This is a genomic window from Micromonospora sp. NPDC006431 (assembly GCF_042870725.1).
Classification (GTDB): Bacteria; Actinomycetota; Actinomycetes; order Mycobacteriales; family Micromonosporaceae; genus Micromonospora.
In genome coordinates this window covers 73,198-95,628 of sequence record NZ_JBIAHQ010000020.1, presented here as the reverse complement: position 1 = coordinate 95,628, position 22,431 = coordinate 73,198, and the positions used below count along the sequence as shown (strand labels likewise).

Below are 22,431 nucleotides of genomic sequence, written 5' to 3'. Positions count from 1 at the left end.
TTTGACCTGTCGTGTTGAAGGCCGCACGGCTCCCGGGTTCACGAAGGAAAGGTCACGCAGTGGACGACATGGACTGGGCCCTGCTGCGCGAACTCCAGGCCGACGCCCGGCTCTCGTTCAGCGAGTTGTCCCGCCGGGTGCACCTGTCGCCGCCAGCGGTGGCCGAACGGGTCCGCCGGCTGGAGGAGTCCGGGGTGATCACCGGCTACCACGCGCACGTGGACCTGACCCGGGCCGGCCGTACCGTGGTCGCCCTGATCCGGATGTCCTGCTACGGGTCCCGGTGCATCCTCAACGACCCGGACGTGGCGGGCTGGCCGGAGATCATGGAGATCCACCGGATCACCGGGGACGCGTGCAGCATGCTCAAGGTCGCGGCGGGCTCGATCGACGAGTTCGAGCGGGTCATCGACCGGCTCGCCCCGTACGGCCAGCCGTCCAGCACGATGGTGCTCTCCACCCCGCTGGACTGGCACCCGGTCACCCCGCTGCCCCGCACCGGTTCATCGTCGGCCGGTCGCCGCCGCTGAGCGTGATCCCCCGGTCGGCGGTCCCGCGCCGGTTTGCCCCGGCGCCAGCGGGAAAGCAGCCGGCACTGCCCGTCAGCAGGATTCCGGTGCGCCGCACCGGGAGGGGGGAACCATGCGAGGGCTCGTGTCACACCGCGCCCTGTCCGCCGTACTGGGCGTGCTCGCCCTGGTCGGGGCGTTCATCCTGATCACCGCCACGCCGGCCCGCGCCGGGGAGAACGTCTTCGTCGAGGTCACGCCGAATCCCGCGCAGGCCGGCACCCGGGTGAACATCCGGGCCAGTTGCGACAACGCGAACAACCGGCAGGCCGAGGTGAACTCGGACGCCTTCGGGCGGGTGATGCTCCGACCGGACAACGGCTTCCTCACCGGGGCGGTGACCATCCCGGCCAACAAGCAGGCCGGTGACTTCCCGGTCGACCTGCGCTGCTCCAACGGGAACACCGCACAGACCGTGCTGACCGTGCTGAACATGGCCCAGCCCAGCAAGGGCCCGGCCACCGGCGGGGGCGGCACGGCGGGCGGCCGGGGCGCCGGCTCGCTGCTGCTGGTCGGCGGGCTGGTCGCGGTGGCGGTGGTGGCCGGCGTCGGCGCCCGCCGCAGGACCGGTTCGCGCTTCTGACGAGGTGCGGCCATGGCAGGCCCACGGACCCGACCCGGCCGGCAGCCGGACGCCCGGGACGACGGTCGTAGCACGCGGATCCGCGGCGACGGCCGCACCCCGGCGACGCGGGATGGCGCCGGCGGTGTCGCCGCCCTGACCGGCGCGCCCGCGCCGGCCGGCCCCGGCGGACGCCCCACGCGGATCGACGGCAGGGGCCGCGGCCTCCGGATCCAGGGCGACGGCCGGGCCGCCCGGATCCGTCGGGACGGTCGCATGCCGCCGGTCCCCGGTCGCCGCGGCACCCGCATCCACGGCGACGGCCGCACCCGGCGGATCGGTGGCCGGCCGGCCCGCCTCGACGGCAGCCCGCGCATCCAGGGCGACGGCCGCACCCGGCGGATCGGCGGCGGCCGCGGCCGGCCCGCCCGGGGCGTGGGCCACGTGCGGAACGTCCGGCCGCAGGCGAACCGGGACGCCCGCAGGACCCGGCCCGGTACGGCCGGCCGCGGGCTGCGGACCTCGCTCCGGCTGGTGACCCGGGCGACCCGTCGGTTCGCCCGCACCGCCGGCCAGGCCGCCACGGCCAGCGTCGCCACCGCCGAACCGCGCGCCCGCACCGCGCCGGTCCGGCCCACCCGCACCGCCGCCCGCTGGCGGTACGCGGCGCGGCGGGGCCCCGGCGCCCCGGTGCTGGTGATCGGCACGCTGATGGTGCTGATCATCGCGATGCTCGGCGTGGAACGGGTGACCGGTGTCACCGTGCTGCCGGACCGGCTCTTCGCCGGGATACGGCCGCCGCCGAAGAAGTTCCCGGTGCTGGCGGCGAGCCCGCCGACCGACCTCGCGATCGGCAAGCTCGGCCTGCGTGCCCCGGTGCACCGGGTCGGCATCGCCGCCGACGGCAGCATCGCCGTACCCGCGCTGGAGCGGGCCGGCGAGGCCGGCTGGTACGACCAGGGACCGACCCCGGGACAGAACGGCCCGGCGGTGATCGTCGGGCACGTCGACACCACCACCGGCCCGGCCGTCTTCCACGATCTCAAGAAACTGGACGACGGTGACCGGGTCGAGGTGACCCGGGAGGACCACTCGGTGGCCGTCTTCGAGGTCACCTCCGTGCAGCGGTACGGCAAGGAGCGGTTGCCGGTCAACGAGATCTTCGGCGACTTCAGCCAGCCGAACCTGCGCCTGATCACCTGCGGCGGCCGATGGGTGGGCGGCGCGACCGGATACGCCGACAACCTGGTGGTCTACGCGTCACTGGTCGAGGCGCGTGGCCCGTGAGCCCGGGCTCAGGCGGGCGGCCGGTGAACGGGCTCAGGCGGGCGGCCGGTGAACGGGCTCAGGCGGGCGGCCGGTGAACGGGCTCAGGCGGGCGGCCGGTGAACGGGCTCAGGCGGGTGGCCGGTGAACGGGCTCAGGCGGCCTCGGGCTCGGGCTCGCGCAGGTCCAGCCAGTCCGCCCAGCGCGGGTCCGGCGCCCGGTGCCCGAGCACCCGCCAGGCCGTCCCTTTCGGGGCCGCCGGCAGGCTGTGCAACCGCCAGCCCAGCTCCGCCGGCGTCTTGTCCCCTTTGGTGTGGTTGCACCGGGCGCAGGCGGCGACCACGTTCTCCCAGGCGTGCCGGCCGCCCCGGCTGCGCGGGAAGACGTGGTCGATGGTCTCGGCCGGACCGCGGCAGTAGGCGCACCGCCAGCCGTCCCGGGCGAAGATGGCCCGGCGGGAGAGCCCGACATGGGTGCGGTAGGGCACCCGGACGTAACGGGTCAGCCGGACCACCGAGGGGACCGGGAGCGCGTTGCGGGCGCTGTGCAGGACGCCGTCGCCGTCCGCGACGCAGACGGCCTTGGCGGACAGCACGAGGATCGCGGCGCGACGCACCGACACGACACACAGCGGCTCGTAGGTGGCGTTGAGAACGAGTGCACCGGAGCCCGCCGTGGGTCGTATGTCAGGCATCGTGCTCACCCTCCCGGTCCAGCCGCTCCTGCCGCTGTTTGCGCCGGGGGGTGCCCGCAGGCAGCGGGGAGCCGCACCGACGCCGGCCGGATCACCGACGTCCGCTGCGCCCATCGTCCCTGATCGGACCCGCGATTGCACGTACTAATCCGGGGTACCCTCATGAACCTTTCGTGGCTGTGCCACGATGACCGGTTCACCGTGACCCGGCCCGCGTCGCGGTGGGTCAGCAGCGGACGCCCAGGAGCCGTGCGGTACGAAAGCAGGGTGAGTACCGCCGACCTGATGCTCCGCGTTCTGGCCGCCGCGCCCGACCCCGGCCCGAGTCCGTCCGTCGACTGCCGGACCGACCCCCTGTGCAAGCAGGTACTGGAGCTGACCGGCTCAGTCTGGTTCGCCGAGGGCAGCTACTGGATCGTGCTGAAGCCGCTGCGGATCATCCTGATCCTGCTGCTGGCCTTCGTCGCCCGCTGGGCGTTGCATCGGGCGATCAACCGGCTCGTCCGGACGACGAGCGAGACCTCGGTGCCCACCCTGCTCAAGCCGCTGCGCGAGCGGATCCCCAGCGCCGCGGCGAACCCGGAGGACTTCGTGCCGGAGCGGCGGCGGCAGCGCGCCGAGGCGATCGGCTCGGTGCTGCGCAGCATGGTCACCGCCTTCATCTTCGGCATCGCGCTGCTGATGGTGCTGAAGGAGTTCAGCTTCGACCTGGCCCCGCTGCTGGCCAGCGCCGGCATCGCCGGCGTCGCCCTCGGCTTCGGCGCGCAGAGCCTGGTCAAGGACCTGATCGCCGGCCTGTTCATGCTGATCGAGGACCAGTACGGCGTCGGCGACACCGTCGACCTCGGCGAGGCGACCGGCGTGGTGGAGGCGGTGGGCCTGCGGGTCACCACGGTCCGGGACGGCCGGGGCGTGCTCTGGTACATCCGCAACGGCGAGATCGTCCGGGTCGGCAACAAGAGCCAGGGGTGGGCCCTGGTGGTGGTGGACCTGCCGATCGGCTTCGCCGGCACCGAGGAGGCCACCGCGGTGCTGCGTACGGCGGCCACGTCGGTGGCGATGGACCCGGAGCTGGCACCCCAGATCGTCGAGGCGCCGGAGGTACTCGGCGTCGAACAGATGACGGTGGACGGGGCGGTGATCCGCACGGTGGTCAAGACGACCGCCGACGGGCAGTTCGCCGTCGGCCGCGAGCTGCGCCGCCGGCTGGCCGAGGCGCTGGAGAACTCCGGCATCACCGCCCGGATCGCGGCGGCCCGGCTCTACCCGGGCCTGCCGCCCAACGTCCCGACTCCCGGGGAGACGGGCACCGGCGGCGCGACCTGAGGTCGGTCGCCACCCGGCCCTGCGGGGCCGGCGGTTGGCGGGGGTCGCGCGCCGTGCGGCCCCTCGGGTATCGTCCGATCGTTCAGTCGGAGATGCGACGATCAATCCGTTCACCCTAGCCAGTTGTCAGACGATCGGGCAGAATCCGGTAAGCACGCTCCGGTCGGAGCGTGCTCGTGTCCTCGCTGATCCGTAAACCTGACGACGGTTCCCGGTCGGTCCCACCACGAGTGGTCGGCCCGGGGACGATGGAGGCGACGGTGTCCGACGAGCGACCCGCCCAGGAGGGTTCGGCCACCTTCCGCGACGTGTTCAGCCAGCCGGAGTTCCGCGCCCTCTTCACCGCCAGCACCCTCTCCTGGGTCGGCGACTACCTGGCTAAAGCCGCCGTCACCGTCCTGGTCTACCGGGAGACCGACTCGGTGGCGCTCTCCGCCGCCGCGTTCGCGGCCAGCTACCTGCCCTGGCTGATCGGCGGCCCACTGCTCTCCGCGCTGGCCGAACGGCACCGGTACCGGCAGGTCATGGTGATCTGTGACGTCATCCGGATGGCGTTGATGGCACTGGTGGCCGTGCCGGTGATGCCCCCCTGGGCGATCCTCGCCCTGATCTTCGCCGCCACCCTGGCCAACCCGCCGAGCCAGGCCGCCCGGTCCGCGCTGACGCCGCACATCCTCACTGGCGACCGGCTGGTGCTGGGCCTGTCGGTCACCGCGAGCACCGCCCAGGCCGCCCAGGTCGTCGGCTACCTGCTCGGCGCGGCGATCGCCGCGATCGACCCCAACGTCGCCCTGCTGATCAACGCGGCCACCTTCGGCCTGTCGGCCGCCCTGTGCCGGTTCGGCCTCCGGGACCGGCCGCCCGCGATGACCGCCGCGCACCGCAGCCACCTGCTGCGGGAGACCGGTGAGGGCTTCCGCATCGTCTTCGGTCAGCAGGTCCTGCGGGCCATCGCCGTGGTGGTGTTCAGCGCGGTGGTCTTCTCGATCGTGCCGGAGGGGCTGGCCGCCCCATGGGCCGCCGATCGGACCGACGGCGCGATGGACGCCGGCACCGCCCAGGCGGTGATCATGGCGGCCAACCCGGTCGGCTACATCCTCGGCGGGCTGCTGATCAGCCGGCTCGTCGCCCCGGGCCGCCGGGTGGCGTTGATCCGCCCGCTGGCGGTCCTCGCCCCGGCGGCGCTCGTTCCCGCCCTGCTCGACCCGCCGCCGCTCCTGGTGGCGCTCCTCGCCGCCGGCTGCGGCTTCGCGGTGGGCGGGCTGCTGCCGGTGGCCAACGGCCTGTTCGTCCGTGCCCTGCCGGACGGCTACCGGGCCCGCGCGTTCGGCGTGATGGCCAGTGGGACGCAGATCACCCAGGGTGCGGCCGTGCTGGTCACCGGGGCGCTCGCCGAACGGTTCAACATCCCCCTGGTGGTGGGGGTGTGGAGTGCCGCCGGAGTGGGGCTGATGCTCCTGGCGGTGCTCACCTGGCCGCGCCCGGAGACGGTGGCCGCGACCGTCGCGGCGGCCGAGGCCGACTCGGTCGCCCGGGACGGCGCCGGCCCAGACGCGCACACCCCGGCCATGACGGGCGCGTCCGGCGTGATCGGCAACCGCTCCGGTGAGCGGGACCGGCGCCGGCACGCGGTGGGGTGAGCTGACTCCCGCCGGCCGGTGGGCGGGGCGGTTGCGCAGTCGGCACCTGGCAGGATGGAAGGGTGAATTCCCCAGGCGAGTCGATGACCCTCTTCGAGGCGGTCGGCGGCGAACCCACCTTCCGCAAGCTGGTGGATGAGTTCTACGCGGGTGTGGCCGATGACCCGCTGCTGCGCCCGATGTACCCGGAGGAGGACCTCGGCCCGGCGGCCGACCGGCTGACCCTGTTCCTCATGCAGTACTGGGGCGGCCCGCGCACCTACTCGGAGCAGCGTGGCCACCCGCGGCTGCGGATGCGGCACGCGCCGTTCCGGATCGGGGCGGCCGAGCGGGACGCCTGGCTGCGCCACATGCGGCGCGCCGTGGACCGGCTGGACCTGCCGCCGGAAATCGCCAGCGCGCTCTGGGACTACCTGGAGCGGGCCGCGTACTTCATGGTCAACGTGATGGAGGACCCGGCCGCCGGGGCCTGACGGCAGCGAATCGCGCGGCGTCGGGGCCCGGGGGCCCCGGCCAACGCGGTCAGAGCAGGGCGCCCTCGTCGTGCAGCCAGTCCACGAAGGTGGTGGCCACCGCGGCGCCGCAGTCGAGCATCTCGACCAGCAGCGCGTCGTGGGTGCCGGCGCCGAGCGGGACCTGGAGCTCCGCGTAGATCGGGAGCTGGCCGCGCTCGGTCGGATCGCCGATGTACGCCTTGCAGAACCGTCGAGTGTGGTTCCACTCATTGACCACGCGGTAGGCGCGATCGGCCCAGTCCGGCGGCACCGTCGCGTGTGGACGGGCCCGCATCACCAGGATCTCGTCGTCCGGCCCCTCCAGCGTGACCAGCACCGCGTGCCGCTCCCACATGGCCAGCAGGTTGCCGTCGCCGTCGGCCAGGTAACGCACGTCGAGCAGGTCGAGCGCGTCGCAGACCCGGCGGAGGGTGACCGGGGCGACGGTTGCCGGCATGTCCGCGATCACGGGCCGCTCGGCGGCCGGGGTGTCGTCCCCCGGCTGGCGGGGGGTCGGTGGTCCGACCCGGACGGTTTCCTCCACTGTGATCCCGGTTCGAGTTTCCGGATCGCCGCCACTGGCGGGACCTGGGCGCCATGACCACCACGGCATCGCTCGCGCACCTCACTCCCCAGCGGATCCAGCCGCCTACGGTGCGTTGGATCCGAGCATGGACGGTACCCGTACAGCCGGGCTGAGGCATCCCCCCAACGGACGCACCAAACCGGAAGAATGATCCGGGGTCATCCGTTCGGATGAGTGATTGTGGGCGTAAGGCCCAGTTCCGCCACCTTCCGCGACCAGGCCGCTCCGTACGGTCCGACCAGACCGACCCATCGGCCGGCGACGCGTACCCGGATGTCGCCGGTGCCGACGAAGCCCATCCGGACCAGCCCCTGCACCAACCGCTGCGGCACCTCCACCGGGGCGTCCGGCGCGTCGTCCGGAGTCACCACCACGGCGACGTGGTCCAGCAATGCGTCCCGCAGCGCGCGCTCCCCCACCGCGCGGCCCGCCACGCCGTGCGTGGCCGCCTCGCGCAGCGTCCCGGCCGCCGCGGCGGCGATCCGGCGTACGTCCTCGGCGGGCAGGGACTCCACCGCCCGACTGGCCGGCGGCGGCAGCGGCCAGCGCCAGCCGTCGTCGCGACGCCGGGGCAGCGCGGCGCCCCCGGCCGACAGCTCGGCCAGCAGCTCCCCGGCGGCGACGGTGACGTCACCCGGCGCCGTCCCGGTGACCGTGCGGACCACCAGGACGCCCCACGGCAACCGGGCCCAGAGGGCGGTACGGCCGACGCCGGGCACCGGCCGGAGCCGGACCAGGGTGGCCGGGTCCAGCCGGATCAGCCGGGCCAGGAAGGCCCCCGCGTCGGCCACCCCGTCGAGCCCGTGCCCCGCCGTCGGCCCGGTCACCCAAACTCCTCGGTTCGCGGCCGCGGGGCTCGCCGAACCGGCCCGCGCCGCACGCTCACGCCGCCCCCTCGGCTCCCGGCCGCGGGGCGCGCGGAACCGCTCCGCGCGCTCACTCCGCCACCCCCGGCGCGTACCCGAGCAGGAAGGCCCGCTCCTCCGGGGAGATCCGGCGGGGCCGCTGCGCCGCCAGGTCGAACGGGACGAGGACGGACCGGGCCCGGCTGGCCAGCACCTCGCCGTCGTACAGCTCGTAGGCGACCGTGAACGAGGCGGCCCGCAGCTCCTCCACCCAGAGCTCGATGCGGACCGTAGGCGCCGCCTCCGCGGTGGCCCGGCCCAGCGCGTAGTCGACCGGGCGCAGGTAGTCGACCTCGTGCCGGCGGATGACCACCCCGTCGGCGAACGAGCCCACCCCCCACGCCCGCCCGCCGGCGAACATCAACGCCACCCGCGCCTCCTCGTAGAGGGTGAGGAAGCGCGAGTTGTTGACGTGCCCGTACGCGTCCAGGTCGGACCAGCGCAGCGTGCAGTGGTAGACGAAGCGGTCAGTCACGGGTGAGCTTGCGGTAGGTCACCCGGTGCGGACGGGCGGCCTCGGCGCCGAGCCGGTCGATCTTGTTCTTCTCGTACGCCTCGAAGTTGCCCTCGAACCAGAACCATTTGGCCGGGTTCTGGTCGTCGCCCTCCCAGGCCAGGATGTGCGTGGCGACCCGGTCCAGGAACATCCGGTCGTGGGAGATGACCACGGCGCAGCCCGGGAACTCCAGCAGCGCGTTCTCCAGGCTGCCGAGGGTCTCCACGTCCAGATCGTTGGTCGGCTCGTCGAGCAGGATGACGTTGCCACCGATCTTCAGGGTCAGCGCCAGGTTGAGTCGGTTCCGCTCGCCACCGGAGAGCACCTTGGTCGGCTTCTGCTGGTCCGGCCCCTTGAACCCGAACGCGGCGATGTACGCCCGCGACGGCATCTCGACCTTGCCGACCAGGAGGTGGTCCAGCCCGTCGGAGACCGTCTCCCAGACCGTCTTGTCGCCGGCCAGACCCGCCCGGCTCTGGTCGACGTACGACAGCGAGACCGTGTCGCCGACCTTGACCGAGCCGGTGGTCGGCTCCTCCAGCCCGACGATGGTCTTGAACAGGGTGGTCTTGCCGACGCCGTTCGGGCCGATCACGCCGACGATGCCGTTGCGCGGCAGCGAGAAGCTGAGGCCGTCGATCAGCACCCGGTCGCCGAACGCCTTGGTGAGGTTGTTGACCTCGATGACGGTGCTGCCCAGCCGCGGGCCCGGCGGGATCTGGATCTCCTCGAAGTCCAGCTTGCGGGTCTGCTCCGCCGCGGTGGCCATCTCCTCGTAGCGGTCGAGCCGGGCCTTGGACTTGGTCTGCCGGGCCTTGGCGTTGGAGCGGACCCACTCCAGCTCCTCGTCGAGGCGCTTCTTCATCTTGGCGTCGCGGCGCCCCTCGACGGCCATCCGGGCGGCCTTCTTCTCCAGGTAGGTGGAGTAGTTGCCCTCGTAGCCGATGGCCCGGCCGCGGTCCAGCTCCAGGATCCAGCCGGCCACGTTGTCGAGGAAGTACCGGTCGTGGGTGATCGCGATGACCGTGCCGGCGTACTTGGCCAGGTGCTGCTCCAGCCACTGCACGCTCTCCGCGTCCAGGTGGTTGGTGGGCTCGTCGAGCAGCAGCAGGTCCGGCGCCTCCAGCAGCAGCTTGCACAGCGCCACCCGGCGGCGCTCACCGCCGGACAGCTTGGTCACGTCGACGTCCGGCGGCGGGCAGCGCAGCGCGTCCATCGCCAGCTCGAGCTTGGAGTCGATGTCCCAGGCCTCGGCGTTGTCCAGCTCCTCCTGGAGCCGGCCCATCTCCTCCATCAGCTCGTCGGAGTAGTCCGTGGCCATCTGCTCGGCGATCTTGTTGAACCGCTCCAGCTTGGCCTTGGTCTCGGCGACCGCCTCCTCGACGTTGCCGAGGACCGTCTTGGCGTCGTTCAGCGGCGGCTCCTGCGCCAGCATGCCGACGGTGTAGCCGGGCATCAGCCGGGCTTCGCCGTTGCTCGGCTGGTCCCAGCCTGCCATGATCTTGAGGAGGCTGGACTTGCCGGCGCCGTTCGGGCCGACCACACCGATCTTGGCCCCCGGCAGGAAGTTCAGCGTCACGTTGTCGAGCACGACCTTGTCGCCGTGCGCCTTGCGCGCCTTTTCCAGGACGTAGATGAACTGGGCCACGGTGCGGGCTACCTCCGTCGGTTGCGTCTGGGTCGCGGGCACGGGCGCGGGTCGGCATCTCCGCCCGCCGCCGCCGGCCGGGGCCGGCCACGCGCACGCCACCGTCAATCCTGACAGGTACGGCCCGCTCCGCCCACATCACCCCGCCCCGAGTGACTGGTCGAGGTGCTCGTCGGGGGTTGTCTACAAGATCACGTCTGTGGTTCGGTTGGGGTGGGACGGGTACCTGACTCCGCACGGGGGAACAGACGCCGCAGCTACGCTCAGTACGCTCATCGCGGTGGACCCGTCAGCACCCGGAGGTGGCCGATCGTGACCGTCCGTAGCTCCTTTGTCGTAGTGGCGAACCGACTGCCGGTCGACGAGGTGAGCACACCCGAAGGACGGCAGTGGCGGCGGAGCCCGGGCGGGCTGGTCACCGCGCTGCACCCCGTCCTCGCCGACCACCAGGGCACCTGGGTCGGCTGGGCCGGCGGCACCGGGGCCGCGCCGGAGCCGTTCGACCTGGAGGGGATCCGGCTGCATCCGGTGCCGCTGAGCGCCGAGGAGTTGGAGCGCTACTACGAGGGCCAGTCCAACGCGACGATCTGGCCGCTCTACCACGACGCCGTGGAGACCCCGGTCTACAAGCGCCGCTGGCGCGAGACGTACCGCCTGGTCAACGCCCGGTTCGCGGAGGCCGCGGCGGACGTCGCGGCCGAGGGCGCGACGGTCTGGGTGCAGGACTACCAGCTCCAACTGGTCCCGGCGATGCTCCGCGAGCTGCGGCCGGACCTGCGGATCGGGTTCTTCCTGCACATCCCGTTCCCGCCGATCGAGCTGTTCATGCAGATGCCGTTCCGGACCGAGATCCTGCGCGGCCTGCTCGGCTCGGACCTGGTCGGCTTCCAGCAGCGGCTGGCCGCGCAGAACTTCGTCCGGCTCGCCCGGCACCTGCTCGGGCTGCGCTACGAGGGGCAGATGATCCAGGTCGACGGCCGGCAGGTGAAGGCCGGCGCCTTCCCGATCTCCATCGACACCCGGGAGATGGAGCGGCTGGCCGAGGACCCGGCGATCCAGGCCCGGGCCAAGCAGATCCGCGAGGAGTTGGGCAATCCGAAGACGATCGTCCTGGGCGTCGACCGGCTGGACTACACCAAGGGCATCGAGCTGCGGCTCAAGGCCTTCCGCGAACTCCTGGCTGACGGAAAGTTGACAGTTCCGGACGCCGTCATGGTGCAGGTGGCCACGCCGAGCCGGGAACGGGTGGAGCACTACCAGGCACTTCGAGTGAAGGTCGAGCGGGAGGTCGGCCGGATTAATGGTGAATTCGGACGGGTCGGCGTGCCGGCGGTGCATTATCTGCATCAGTCGTACAGTCGCTCCGAACTTGCCGCGATGTACGTCGCGGCAGACGTGATGATGGTGACCCCGCTGCGAGACGGAATGAATCTGGTGGCCAAGGAGTACGTCGCATCGCGCGCCGACCAGGGCGGCGCGCTCGTGCTCAGTGAGTTCGCCGGCGCCGCCACTGAGCTGCGCCAGGCCTTCCTGTGTAACCCCCACGACCCCGACGCGGTCAAGGACGCGCTGCTGCGCGCCGTGCACGTCGAGAAACCCGAGGCCCGCCGCCGGATGCGGATAATGCAGCGCCACCTGCGCACCCACGACGTGGGGCACTGGGCCAAGTCGTTCCTGACCGAACTCGGCGTGCCCGATGCGGAGGCGGCGTGAACTCCCCCAGCACCGCCACCCACCCCGTCATGGATCCCGAGCTGCGTGCCGCCATCGGCCGGATCGCCCGGGTTCCGCAGCTCCTGGTCGCCTGCGACTACGACGGCACGCTCGCGCCGATCGTCGAGGACCCGAGCAAGGCCGTCCCGCTGCCCGAGTCGGTGGCCGCGGTCCGCGCGCTGGCCTCGCTGCCGCAGACCACCGTCGCGGTGGTCTCCGGGCGCGCGCTGCGCGACCTGGCCACGCTCTCCCGGCTGCCCAGCGAGGTGCACCTGGTCGGCAGCCACGGCTCGGAGTTCGACATCGGCTTCGTCGAGCGGCTCTCCCCCGAGCTGATCGCGGTGCGGACCCGGCTGCGGGACACGCTGCGCCAGATTGCCGCCGACCACCCCGGCGTACGGCTGGAACGCAAGCCGGCCAGCGTCGCGATGCACACCCGCGGGGTGGACCCGCAGGTGGCCGCCTCCGCCGTCGAGGCGGTGCGCAGCGGCCCGGCCACCTGGGACGAGGTGACCGTCACGCAGGGCAAGGAGGTCATCGAGCTGTCGGTGGTGGCCACCCACAAGGGCACCGCCGTCGACCAGCTCCGCACCCAGCTCTCGGCGAGCGCGGTGCTCTTCATCGGCGACGACGTCACCGACGAGAACGCCTTCGGCAACCTGCACGGCCCGGACGTCGGCATCAAGATCGGCCCCGGCGACACCCAGGCCGACTACCGGGTGGCCGAGCCGATCGAGGCGGCCCGGGCGCTGGGCCTGCTGCTGGAGACCCGGCGGCACTGGCTTTTCGGCGAACGCGCGGTGCCGATCGAGCGGCACTCGATGCTGGCCAACGGCCGGACCGTCGCGCTGCTCACCCCGGACGCCAAGATCACCTGGCTGTGCCACCCGAAGCCGGACTCGGCGGCGATCTTCGCCGACCTGGTCGGCGGCAGCCCGGCCGGGCACTTCAGCATCTCGCCGGAGCGCGGCGGCATCCCGCTCGGTCAGCGCTACCGCAGCGGCACCATGACGGTGGAGACCCGCTGGTCCGGGCTGACCGTCACCGACTGGCTGGACGTGCCGGCGGCGGAGACCACCCCGGACGGTCCGGCCGTCGTCACCGGCGACTCGACGCTGGTCCGGGTGCTCACCGGCTCCGGCCGGGCCCGGGTGGACTTCGCCCCTCGGCCGGAGTTCGGCCAGGTGGCGGTGCAGTTGCAGCCGATCGACGACGGCCTGCTGGTGCTCGGCTCCAACGAGCCGATGGCGCTCTACTCCCCCGGGTTGAACTGGGACGTCACCAGCGACGGGGTGAACGAGACGGCGAAGGCCGTGGTCGACCTGTCCGCGCTCGGCGGGCAGGTCGTGCTGGAGCTGCGCTTCGGCACGCAGAGCCTGGAGCACCACGCGGTGCCGATCCACGAGCGGCAGGCCGCCGCCGAGCAGCCCTGGAAGGACTGGGTGGCCGGGCTGCGGCTGCCCAGCACCGCCCGGGACCTGGTCGCCCGCAGCGCGCTCACCCTGCGCGCGCTCTGCCACGAGCCCAGCGGCTCGATCCTCGCCGCGGCGACCACCTCGCTCCCCGAGGAGCTGGGCGGCGTTCGGAACTGGGACTACCGCTACTGCTGGCTGCGGGACGCGTCGATGACCGCCCGGGCCCTGGTCGACCTCGGCTCGACCGAGGAGGCCGAGGCGCTGCTGCGTTGGATCGACGGCGTGGTCGAGCGCACCGGCGGGCACCCGGAGCGACTGCACCCGCTCTACACCGTCGACGGGTACGAACTGGGCGCCGAGGCGGTCATCGACACCCTGCCCGGGTATGCCGGCTCCCGGCCGGTCCGGGTCGGCAACCTCGCCAACCACCAGCTGCAGCTCGACGTCTTCGGCCCGATCGCCGACCTGATCGCCGCGGTGGCCGACGCGCGGGGCTCGGTCCGCGAAGACGAGTGGCGGGTGCTGGACAACATGGTCGAGGCGGTCCGCCGCCGCTGGCACGAACCCGACCACGGCATCTGGGAGGCCCGCCTCCCGCCGCGGCACCACATCTTCTCCAAGGTCATGTGCTGGATGACCGTCGATCGGGCGCTGCACGTGGTCCGGCAGCACGGCCACGAGGACCGGCCGGAGTGGGTGGAGCTGCGCGACCGGATCGCCGCGAACGTGCTGGAGTACGGCTGGCACGAGGTGGCCGAGGCGTACAGCGTCGCGTACGGGCACGAGGACATGGACGCCTCGTCGCTGTGGATCGGCCTGTCCGGGCTGCTCCCGGGCGACGACCCGCGCTTCCTGTCCACCGTGCTCAAGATCGAGGCGGACCTGCGCAGCGGCCCGGTCGTCTACCGGTACCACTGGGACGACGGCCTGCCCGGCCGGGAGGGCGGCTTCCACATCTGCACGGCGTGGCTGGTCGAGGCGTACCTGCGCACCGGCCGGCGCACCGACGCGGAGGAGCTGTTCGTCCAGATGATCGACACAGCGGGCCCGACCGGGCTGCTCCCGGAGCAGTACGATCCGCTCGCCGAGCGCGGCCTGGGCAACCACCCGCAGGCGTACAGCCACCTCGGCCTGATCCGCTGCGCCCTGCTGCTGGACAACATGCTCAAGCAGTGACCTCACCAGCGACATCGGCGGCCGGAGACGACGAGTCTCCGGCCGCCGTTCATTGCTCCCGCACACCGACGGACAGCCCGCACCCACGACCGGCCGGGGAGCCCGCTCGCGGAGGGATCAAGCCTGACCGCCCGGAACGAGCGGGCTCCCCGGAAACCCCGACGCCCCGGACCCGGGGTCAGACGTCGAGCACCCCCACCACATCGCCGATGACGACGATGGCGGGCGGGCGGACGCCTGCCTCGAGCACGTCGACCGCCACCGCGCCGAGCGTCGAGCGGAGTGTCCGCTGGCCGCTGGTCGTGCCCTCCTGGACCACGGCCACCGGGGTCTCCGCCGGGCGGCCGTGGGCGACCAGGGTGGCGCTGATCGCGGCGAGGTTCTTCAGGCCCATCAGGACGACCAGCGTGCCGCGCAGGCCGGCGAGGGCGTCCCAGCGGACGAGGGACGCCGGCGAGTCGGGGGCCAGGTGGCCGGAGACCACGGTGAACTCGTGCGCCACCGCCCGGTGGGTGACCGGCACACCGGCCACCGCGGGTACGGCGACGGCGCTGGTCACCCCGGGCACCACGGTCACCGGTACGCCCGCCTCGGCGCAGGCCAGCAGCTCCTCCCCGCCCCGGCCGAAGACGTACGGGTCGCCGCCCTTGAGCCGGACCACGAACTTCCCGGCCCGGGCCCGGTCCACCAGGATCCGGTTGATCTCCTCCTGCGCGCGCGACGGCCCGTACGGGATCTTTGAGGCGTCGACCAACTCCACATCGGGGCGCAGTTCGTCGAGGAGCAGCCCGGGGACGAGGCGGTCGGCGACCACCACGTCCGCCCCGGTGAGCAACCGCCAACCCTTCACGGTGATCAGCTCCGGATCACCCGGCCCCGCGCCCACCAGCGCCACCCGTCCGGGTGCGCCGCCGGTCCTACCGGACGGTTGGGGACGCACGCTCAGCAGTTCGCGGACGGCGTCCCGGACGGCCATCGCGCGGCGCGGGTCGCCGCCGCCGAGCACGGCGACGGTGACCGGGCCGTGCCGGGTGACCGCCGGGGTCCACGCGGTGGCCGCCGCCCGGTCGTCGGCGCGGACACAGAAGATCCGGCGCTCGGCGGCGACGGCGCTGACCGCGGCCGCGGCGGCCGGGTCGTCGACGGCCACCTGGACCAGCCAGGCACCGTCCAGGTCGGCGGGGGCGAAGCGGCGCGGCACCCAGTGCAGCCGGCCCGCGTCGGCGTGCGCCCGCAGCGCCGGGGTGAGCTCCGGCGCGACCAGCAGGACGTCCGCGCCGGCGTCGAGCAGCGCGGGCACCCGCCGGGTGGCCACCGCTCCCCCACCCACCACGACGACCCGCCGGCCGGCCAGCCGCAGCCCGAGAGGGTACGGGTTGCCAGTCACGCCGCCGCCTCCCTACTGAGCCTGATGGTTCGCTCGCTCACTTCTCCGCCACGCCCGCCGAGTCGAAGGTGGCCACCTCGTGCAGCACCCGGACCGCGCCGGTGACGATCGGGAGCGCGAGCAGCGCGCCGGTGCCCTCACCGAGGCGCAGCCCGAGGTCGATCAGCGGGTCGAGGCCGAGGTGCCGCAGGGCGGCCGTGGCACCCGGCTCGGCGGAGCGGTGCCCGGCGACCATCGCCCCGACCGCGTCGGGTGCGAACGCGGCGGCCGCCAGCGCGGCGCTGACCGCGATCACCCCGTCCAGCAGCACCGGCACCCGGCGCGCGGCGGCCCCCAGGACCAGCCCGGTCAGCGCGGCGTGCTCCAGCCCGCCGACCGCGGCCAGCACGCCCAGCGGGTCGGCCGGGTCCGGCGCGTGCCGGTCGAGCGCCGCCCGCACCACGCCGACCTTCCGCGCGTACGTCCCGTCGTCCACCCCGGTGCCGCGCCCGGTCACCTCGGCCGGGTCGGCCCCGGTGAACGCGGCGACCAGCGCGGCGGCCGGGGTGGTGTTGCCGATGCCCATGTCACCGGTCAGCAGGATGCCCGCCCCGGCGTCGACCAGTTCCCCGGCGATCCGGATGCCGGTCTCCACCGCCGCCCGCGCCTCGTCTCTGGTGAGCGCGGCGGTCACGGTCATGTCCCGGGTGCCGGGGCGGACGGCCGCGGCGACCAGCCGGGGCCCGGCCGGGTCGGCGGCGTCCGCCGCCGGGTCGATCGGGAGCGGGGTGGCGACGCCGACGTCGACCACGGTGACGGAGGCGTCGGCCTGCCGGGCGAACGCGTTGACCACCGCGCCGCCGGCCAGGAAGTTGCCGATCATCTGCGCGGTGACCTCCTGCGGCCACGGAGTCACGCCCTGGGCGTGCACGCCGTGGTCGCCGGCGAAGATGGCCACCGCGGCCGGCTCGGGCCGCGGCGGCGGGCAGGCTCCGGCCAGCCCGGCGAGGCGTACGGAGAGGGGTTCCAGCGCACCGAGGGAGCCGGCGGGCTTGGTCAGCCGGCCCTGCAGCTCGCGGGCCGCCGCCATGGCGGTCTCGTCGAGCGGCCGGATCGCCGCCACGGTGGACTCCAGCATCATGCCTCCAGGATCTCCGCCAGCACGTCGGTGAACGCGTCGGTCGTCGCCGGATCGCGCACCGCGATCCGCAGCCAGTCCGGGCCGAGCCCGGGGAAGGTGTCGCCCCGGCGTACCGCCCAGCCGCGCTCGCGCAGCCGCTCCCGCACCCCGGCGGCGCCGGGCAGGTGGACCAGGACGAACGCGCTGGCCGGGCGGCCCGCGACGCGTACCCCGGGGAGGCCGGACAGGCGGGCCACCAGGTGCTCGCGGTCGGCGGCGAGGCCGGCGGCGATGGCGCGCTCGGCCGCCACGGCGGCCGGGGACGCGCAGGCGGTGGCGGCGGCGAGCGCCGGGGTGGAGACCGCCCACAGCGGCTGGGCGGCGGCGAACCGGGCGAGCAGCGCCGGCTCGCCGAGCAGGTAGCCGATCCGCAGGCCGGCCAGCCCCCAGGTCTTGGTGAGGCTGCGGACCACCACCAGGCCGGGCAGGTCGCGGCGGTCGGCCAGGGACTCGGGTTCGCCGGCCACGCCCGGGGCGATGGTGGTGTCGGCGAACGCCTCGTCGACCACGAGCACCCGGCCGGGGCGGGCGAGCGCGGCGACCTGCGCGGCGGGGTGCAGCACCGAGGTGGGGTTGGTGGGGTTGCCGACCAGCACCAGGTCGGCGTCGGCGGGTACCCGGGCCGGGTCGAGCCGGAAGCCGTCGGCCGGGTCGAGCAGCACCCGCTCGACGGCGTGCCCGGCGGCCCGCAGCGCGGCCTCCGGCTCGGTGAACTGCGGGTGCATCACGACCGGTCGCCGGGCGTCGCGCAGCGCCCGGGCGATCAGCACGAAGCCCTCCGCCGCGCCGGCGGTGAGCAGTACCTCCTCCGGGGTACGCCCGTGCCGGGCGGCGACGGCGGCCCGGGCCGGACCGGGATCGGGGTACGCGGCCAGCTCGCCCAGCGCCGCGACGAGCGGGTCGGCCAGCCAGTCGGGCATCGGGGCGCGGCGGACGTTGACGGCCAGGTCGACCAGCCCCGGGGTCGCCTCGGCGTCCCCGTGGTGCCCGAGGTCGGGCTCGTCCCGCCGGTTCGCTCCCGGCCCGGCGGCGGCCGGCGTCCCGGTCAGCTGAGCACGCATGTCCGCGATCCTGCCGGGAAGCCGCCGCCCGGGACAGCGGATCCCGGCGTGGGACGCGTCACCACCGCTCGACCCACTCGCCCGTTTATGAATTCTTCTCATTTCCGAATCGGAAATGTCATAGCTTGACCTCGTGAGCAACCGACCCCGTGCCTCCGCTGGTCGTGCCGTTCTCCTCCTCCGCGCCGGGCTCATCGCCGGCATCGTGGTCTCCGCCGCGATGTTTCCACTGGCCGCCCTCAGTGGCATCGGCGCCAAGGCCACCGCACACGCAGTGGAGCAGAAGACGAACATCCTCAAGACCGCGCTACCCGCCGAGACCTCGTACCTCTACGCGCCGGACGGCAAGACCGTGCTGACGATGTTCTACGAGGAGTACCGGCAGTACACCAAGATCCAGGACATCTCGCCGAACGTGCAGCAGGCGATCGTCGCCGCCGAGGACAACCGCTTCTACCAGCACCGCGGCGTCGACCCGAAGGGCGTGGCCCGCGCCTTCGTCGCCAACTCCCGCTCCGGCGGCGTCTCCCAGGGCGCCTCGACCCTGACCATGCAGTACGTCCGGATGGCCCTGCGGGACAGCGCGAAGACCCCGAAGGAGGTCCAGGAAGCCACCCAGCAGACCAGCCTGCGCAAGGTCAAGGAGATGCGCATGGCGCTCGACATCGAGAAGCACCTCAGCAAGGAACAGATCCTCGAGCGCTACCTCAACTCGGCCTACTTCGGTCACCGGGCGTACGGGATCTACGCGGCCTCACAGATCTTCTTCTCCAAGACCCCGGCCACCCTCACCCCGACCGAGGCGGCCACCCTGGCCGGCCTGGTGAAGTCCCCGTCGGAGTACGACCCGATCACCTCCGACCAGAAGGACGCCACCGGCCGGCGCAACTACGTGCTCGACAACATGGCCCGCCTCGGCTTCCTGTCGCCCGACGCCGCCTCCCGGGCCAAGGCCGAGCCGATCCGGCTGCGGCTCACCAACCCGCCGAACGACTGCGCCGCACTCCTCGAGAAGTACCGGGCGACCTGGGGCTTCTACTGCGACTACCTGAAGAACTGGTGGAGTTCGCAGCCGGCGTTCGGGGCCAACCGCCTGGAACGGATGGACAAGCTGCGCCGCGGCGGCTACCGGATCGTGCTCGCCCTCGACCCGAAGATCCAGGAGGCGGCGGAGAAGAACGTGGGGGCGAAGGACGGCACCGGCAGCCCGTTCGCCAACGGAATCGTGGTCGCCGAGCCGGGCACCGGACGGATCAAGGCGATGGCGGTGAACCGGACCTACTCGCTCGACCTGAGCGAGAACCCGAACAGCTCCAACCCGGAGGCCGGCCCGAACGTCAAGGCGAACTATCCGAACACGGTGGCGCCGCTGCTCGGCGGGGGGACACTCCCCGGCTACCAGGCCGGATCGACGTTCAAGATGTTCACGATGCTCGCCGCGCTCAACTCCGGGACGAAGCTCTCCGACACCATCAACTCGCCGTTCAAGTACCAGTCGGCCATCTACGACGGGTGGGCCCCGGTCAACGCCAGCGGCGCGATGACCGGCGTGCAGACCATGTGGTCCGGCTTCGGCAAATCGGTGAACACCTTCTTCGTGCAGCTGGAGGAGAAGATCGGCGCGGAGAAGGGGGTGCGGCTGGCCGAGCAGCTCGGGCTGCGCTGGCGTACCGACGTGGACCGTGACCACGCCTCGCCGGACAAGGCGAACAAGTGGGGCGCCTTCACCCTGGGCGTTTCCGACGCCACCCCGCTGGAGATGGCGAACGCGTACGCCGCGGTGGCCGCCGACGGCCGGTACTGCGAGGCCATCCCGGTCAACTCGATCCTGAACCGGGACGGCACGCCGGCCATGTACACCACGGCCGGCGGGGTGGAGCGGGAGGTCGCCAAGCCGCGCTGCCGGCAGGTGGTCAGCGCGGACGCGGCCCGGGCCGCCACCGACGCCGCCCGCTGCCCGACCGGTGACACCCCGGCCAAGGGCGGCTGCGGCGGCTGGTCCACCGCCGACAGCGTCCGGGGCACGGTCGGCCGCCCGGTCGCCGGCAAGACGGGTACCACCGACAGCACCCGGTCCGCCTGGTTCGCCGGCTACACCCCGGAGCTGGCCGCGGCGAGCTTCATCGCCGACCCGGACAACCCGTTCAACGCGGTGGGTGACGGGCTGTCCCAGGTGCCCGTCGAAGCGGTGGCGATGACTCTGCGCGACGCGCTCAAGGGCCAGCCCACCCGCCAGTTCACCCCACCGTCCGACCAGATCGTCGGCTGACCCACGACGACCCGGGGGTGCGCCCGGGTTAGTTGATCAAGAGGTTTGCGTCCAGGATCGCCCGGATCTCGACGCGAACCTCTTGATCGCTGTGCCGGGACGGGGGCCCTGCCGGGCTGGGAGGGTCAGCGGAGGTCGGCGGCGACGAACGACCAGATTTCGAGGTCGACGCGGGCGCCGCGGACGAAGCCGGCGTTGCGGAGCAGGCCCTCGTAGCTGAAGCCGGCCTTCTCGGCCACCCGCCGGGACGCCACGTTCCCCGGCGCCACCCGCAGCTCGACCCGCTGGAAGCCGTGCTCCAGGATCAGCGCGATGGCCACCGCGTCCACCGCCTCGGCGGCCAGGCCGTAGCCCCGGGCGTGCGGCGCGATGGCGTACGACACCTCGGTCAGTCGGGCGCCCCAGTCGGTGCGCCGGGTCCAGAGGCAGCCGACCACCCGCTGGTCCTCCCGCCGGACCACCCCGTAGTGGTCGCCGTCGCCGCTGTCCCGGCGCTGCCGGGCCAGCTCGGTGCACCAGGCGCGCCCGTCGATCCGCCCCGACGACTCGGCCAGCGGCAGCCAGCGCTGAGTCTGCCGGTCCCCGAACACCTCGTCCGCCGCCTCGGCGTCGGCCGCCGCGAGCGGGCGTACCTCGGTGCGCGGGGTGGAGACGGTCAGCGCCGGGAAGCGGCGCACCGCCACCTGCCCGATCACGCCGGGGCCTCCGCCCGTGCCGCGGTCGCCGCGACCAGCCGGGCCGCGATCTCCGGGTACGCGGCCCAGTGCGGCACGAGCTGCGAGGCGTGCACGCCCCGCCAGACGAAGCCCTCCGGGGCACCTGCCGGCCAGCTCCACGCCGCCCGCTCGCCGGCCCGCGGAGTGAGCACGGCGGCGTGCTGCTTGTGCCCGACCACCTTCGTGCCGGCCGGGGCCAGCACGCTGTCGGTGCTGGCGGTCGCCTCCCGGTAGCCGATCACCAGACCGTCCCGGCTCGACCCGATCGCGTCGAGCACCCCGCACATGGGCTGCCCGTCCAGCTCCCGGGCCAGCCAGAGCAGCCCGGCGCCCTCGGCGATCACCGGTCGACCGGTGCGGGCCAGCTCGGCCACGGCGATGCAGAGCCGGCGGTTGGCGGAGAGCTGCTCCGCGTACGACTCGGGGAGCCCGCCGCCGACGACCAGCGCGCGGGTCCCGGCGGGCAGCGCCTCGTCCCGCAGCGGGTCGACGGTGACCACCTCGGCCCCGGCGGCGCGCAGCAGCTCGGCCGTCTCCGGGTGGCTGTAGCTGCCGCCCGGTCCGCCGGCCAGCGCCACCACCGGCCGATCCCCGGCCGGCGCGCCGCCCACCGACGTGGGCGACCAGGGCTCGACCGCCAGCTCGGGCGCGGAGCGGGCCAGCACCAGCAGCCGGTCCAGATCGACTGTGCTGGCCACCGCCTCGCCCAGCCGGCCCACCGCCCGCAGCGCCTCGCCGTCCCGCTGGAGCACCGGGACCATGCCGTGCCGGCGGGCCGGGAGCGCCGGGGGCAGCTCGTGGCGGCGCAGCGCCCCGTAGACCGGCACCCCGACGTCGTCGAGCGCCAGGCGCAGCATCGCCTCGTGCCGGGGCGACGCCACCCGGTTGAGGATCACGCCGCCCAGCCAGAGCTGCTCGTCGTAGGCGCGGAAGCCGTGCACCAGGGCGGCCACCGACTGGCCCAGCGCGGCCACGTCCACCACCAGCACCACCGGGCTGCGCAGGGCGGTGGCGACGGCGGCGGTGGACTCAGCCTCCGGCCGGCCGGTGATCGAGTCGTAGAGCCCCAGGGTGCCCTGCACCAGCGCGAAGCCCGCCCCGGCGCTGCCGTGTGCGAAGAGCGGCGCGATCCGCTCCGGCCCGACCAGCCGCGGGTCCAGGTTCCGCCCCGGCCGCCCGGCGGCCAACCCCAGGTACGCCGCGTCCACCTGGTCCGGCCCGATCTTGAAGCCCGCCACGTCCAGCCCCCGCTCGGCGAGGGCGGCCAGCAGACCGAGGGAGAGGGCACCGGTGCCGTGCCCCGAGGAGGGCGCGCTCAGCACGACGCGCGGCACGACGGTCATCATTGA

At 73.6% G+C, this 22,431-nt stretch carries 19 protein-coding genes; 9 read left to right on the top strand and 10 right to left on the bottom strand.

The features are described 5' to 3' along the window. The first annotated feature begins 59 nt into the window (after nt 1-59). The 3 genes from ACFYM6_RS27780 to ACFYM6_RS27770 all read left to right on the top strand — a co-directional run bounded on the left by ACFYM6_RS27780 (nt 60) and on the right by ACFYM6_RS27770 (nt 2,418). On the top strand, nt 60-530 hold the full coding sequence (locus ACFYM6_RS27780) for an Lrp/AsnC family transcriptional regulator (protein ID WP_357440982.1): 471 nt from the start codon (nt 60-62) through the stop codon (nt 528-530). 112 nt (nt 531-642) lie between these two features. Beyond that, entirely contained in the window at nt 643-1,152 is a 510-nt protein-coding gene (locus tag ACFYM6_RS27775; protein ID WP_357440978.1) for a hypothetical protein, read from the top strand. A gap of 492 nt (nt 1,153-1,644) precedes the next feature. Next, on the top strand, nt 1,645-2,418 hold the full coding sequence (locus ACFYM6_RS27770) for a class F sortase (RefSeq protein WP_387280233.1): 774 nt from the start codon (nt 1,645-1,647) through the stop codon (nt 2,416-2,418). Nucleotides 2,419-2,551: 133 nt separating this feature from the next. On the opposite strand, the gene ACFYM6_RS27765 is transcribed toward ACFYM6_RS27770, so the two are convergent. Further along, on the bottom strand, nt 2,552-3,091 hold the full coding sequence (locus tag ACFYM6_RS27765; RefSeq protein ID WP_073836615.1) for an HNH endonuclease: 540 nt from the start codon (nt 3,089-3,091) through the stop codon (nt 2,552-2,554). A 285-nt stretch (nt 3,092-3,376) separates the two neighbouring features. Between ACFYM6_RS27765 and ACFYM6_RS27760 the strand changes: the two genes are divergently transcribed. From ACFYM6_RS27760 to ACFYM6_RS27750, 3 genes are all read left to right on the top strand, one after another. Beyond that, the gene (locus ACFYM6_RS27760; protein ID WP_387280231.1) at nt 3,377-4,417 is read left to right on the top strand and encodes a mechanosensitive ion channel family protein; all 1,041 of its coding nucleotides are present in this window, start codon (nt 3,377-3,379) and stop codon (nt 4,415-4,417) included. Nucleotides 4,418-4,665: 248 nt separating this feature from the next. Beyond that, the gene (locus ACFYM6_RS27755; RefSeq protein ID WP_387280229.1) at nt 4,666-6,057 is read left to right on the top strand and encodes an MFS transporter; all 1,392 of its coding nucleotides are present in this window, start codon (nt 4,666-4,668) and stop codon (nt 6,055-6,057) included. A gap of 83 nt (nt 6,058-6,140) precedes the next feature. Beyond that, on the top strand, nt 6,141-6,530 hold the full coding sequence (locus ACFYM6_RS27750) for a globin (protein ID WP_387280227.1): 390 nt from the start codon (nt 6,141-6,143) through the stop codon (nt 6,528-6,530). Between the two features lie 49 nt (nt 6,531-6,579). Here ACFYM6_RS27750 and ACFYM6_RS27745 read toward each other — a convergent pair whose 3' ends face one another. The 4 genes from ACFYM6_RS27745 to ettA form a co-directional block, all read right to left on the bottom strand. Then, the gene (locus tag ACFYM6_RS27745; protein ID WP_357440974.1) at nt 6,580-7,164 is read right to left on the bottom strand and encodes a YbjN domain-containing protein; all 585 of its coding nucleotides are present in this window, start codon (nt 7,162-7,164) and stop codon (nt 6,580-6,582) included. Nucleotides 7,165-7,295: 131 nt separating this feature from the next. Continuing rightward, entirely contained in the window at nt 7,296-7,964 is a 669-nt protein-coding gene (locus ACFYM6_RS27740) for a hypothetical protein (protein ID WP_387280164.1), read from the bottom strand. 109 nt (nt 7,965-8,073) lie between these two features. Beyond that, complete coding sequence (locus ACFYM6_RS27735; RefSeq protein WP_357440968.1) at nt 8,074-8,517, bottom strand: thioesterase family protein; 444 nt, start codon at nt 8,515-8,517, stop codon at nt 8,074-8,076. Continuing rightward, the gene (gene ettA / locus ACFYM6_RS27730) at nt 8,510-10,186 is read right to left on the bottom strand and encodes an energy-dependent translational throttle protein EttA (protein ID WP_387280162.1); all 1,677 of its coding nucleotides are present in this window, start codon (nt 10,184-10,186) and stop codon (nt 8,510-8,512) included. The genes ACFYM6_RS27735 and ettA overlap by 8 nt, the downstream gene beginning before the upstream one ends. Nucleotides 10,187-10,498: 312 nt before the next feature. Here ettA and ACFYM6_RS27725 point away from each other — a divergent pair, with 312 nt between their 5' ends. Beyond that, the gene (locus tag ACFYM6_RS27725; RefSeq protein WP_073836622.1) at nt 10,499-11,899 is read left to right on the top strand and encodes a trehalose-6-phosphate synthase; all 1,401 of its coding nucleotides are present in this window, start codon (nt 10,499-10,501) and stop codon (nt 11,897-11,899) included. A 29-nt stretch (nt 11,900-11,928) separates the two neighbouring features. Further along, entirely contained in the window at nt 11,929-14,490 is a 2,562-nt protein-coding gene (gene otsB / locus ACFYM6_RS27720) for a trehalose-phosphatase (protein WP_387280225.1), read from the top strand. A 178-nt stretch (nt 14,491-14,668) separates the two neighbouring features. Here otsB and cobA read toward each other — a convergent pair whose 3' ends face one another. From cobA to cobC, 3 genes are read right to left on the bottom strand one after another with little or no spacing between them, the layout of a single operon-like run. After that, on the bottom strand, nt 14,669-15,877 hold the full coding sequence (gene cobA / locus ACFYM6_RS27715; RefSeq protein WP_387280159.1) for a uroporphyrinogen-III C-methyltransferase: 1,209 nt from the start codon (nt 15,875-15,877) through the stop codon (nt 14,669-14,671). A gap of 37 nt (nt 15,878-15,914) precedes the next feature. After that, complete coding sequence (gene cobT, locus ACFYM6_RS27710; RefSeq protein ID WP_387280223.1) at nt 15,915-16,994, bottom strand: nicotinate-nucleotide--dimethylbenzimidazole phosphoribosyltransferase; 1,080 nt, start codon at nt 16,992-16,994, stop codon at nt 15,915-15,917. Next, complete coding sequence (gene cobC / locus ACFYM6_RS27705; RefSeq protein ID WP_387280157.1) at nt 16,994-18,097, bottom strand: Rv2231c family pyridoxal phosphate-dependent protein CobC; 1,104 nt, start codon at nt 18,095-18,097, stop codon at nt 16,994-16,996. Before cobC ends, cobT begins: the two co-directional genes overlap by 1 nt. Nucleotides 18,098-18,230: 133 nt before the next feature. Between cobC and ACFYM6_RS27700 the strand changes: the two genes are divergently transcribed. Further along, a complete protein-coding gene (locus ACFYM6_RS27700) occupies nt 18,231-20,366 on the top strand; it encodes a transglycosylase domain-containing protein (RefSeq protein WP_387280155.1) in 2,136 nt (711 codons plus the stop codon). A 125-nt stretch (nt 20,367-20,491) separates the two neighbouring features. On the opposite strand, the gene ACFYM6_RS27695 is transcribed toward ACFYM6_RS27700, so the two are convergent. Both ACFYM6_RS27695 and ACFYM6_RS27690 read right to left on the bottom strand, forming a co-directional pair. Then, nucleotides 20,492-21,061 (bottom strand): GNAT family N-acetyltransferase, encoded by a 570-nt coding sequence (locus ACFYM6_RS27695; protein WP_387280153.1) that lies wholly within the window; start codon nt 21,059-21,061, stop codon nt 20,492-20,494. Continuing rightward, entirely contained in the window at nt 21,058-22,425 is a 1,368-nt protein-coding gene (locus tag ACFYM6_RS27690; protein WP_387280151.1) for a cobyrinate a,c-diamide synthase, read from the bottom strand. Before ACFYM6_RS27690 ends, ACFYM6_RS27695 begins: the two co-directional genes overlap by 4 nt. Nucleotides 22,426-22,431 lie beyond the last annotated feature (6 nt).